The sequence below is a fragment of the Hymenobacter terricola genome, from assembly GCF_017921975.2.
Taxonomy (GTDB): Bacteria; Bacteroidota; Bacteroidia; order Cytophagales; family Hymenobacteraceae; genus Hymenobacter; species Hymenobacter terricola.
On the sequence record NZ_JAGEMO020000244.1, the window covers coordinates 1 to 436 of the forward strand.

The 436-nt window shown below is 49.3% G+C and carries 1 protein-coding gene; it reads right to left on the bottom strand.

Annotated elements, in window-relative coordinates; all coding sequences use genetic code 11:
• Nucleotides 1-6: 6 nt before the first annotated feature.
• Nucleotides 7-345: a hypothetical protein gene (locus J4G38_RS28415; protein ID WP_226164205.1), complete on the bottom strand. Its 339-nt coding sequence runs from the start codon at nt 343-345 to the stop codon at nt 7-9.
• Nucleotides 346-436: the final 91 nt, after the last annotated feature.

Here is a 436-nt window from a genome sequence, read left to right on the forward strand (position 1 = left end):
ACTGCATTATTCCCCCGGTTTATTTTTAATGCTGCCTAATACCTGGCTGAAACAGCCATATTTTACAGCCTTTTCTATATCCCCTTTCGGGATTACGATCGCAGGCTCATAAGACGGCTCATCTTTGCCCATCCGCCGCTCATAATCCTCCTTCATCCAGTGCGCGTCAGCCTCGAGGTAACAGGCGTACTCGCTTAACCATGAGCGTAAACGTTCCTCTTTCTTTACATTGAAGCCCGCATCCCGGCGCGCGATATAGACTTTCTCGCGGATTTTTAGATAGTGCCGCACTGCGTGCATTTTGCGGAGTTTGTCCTGGTAAACGGGATCATCCTTAATGTTCATTGTGTCTCCTCGGCGCTGTGTTTATCAGGTCTCAATGACATAGCCGATGCCGTCAATGTATTTCTCTTTGCCCTGCCCGCGGAACTCGTCA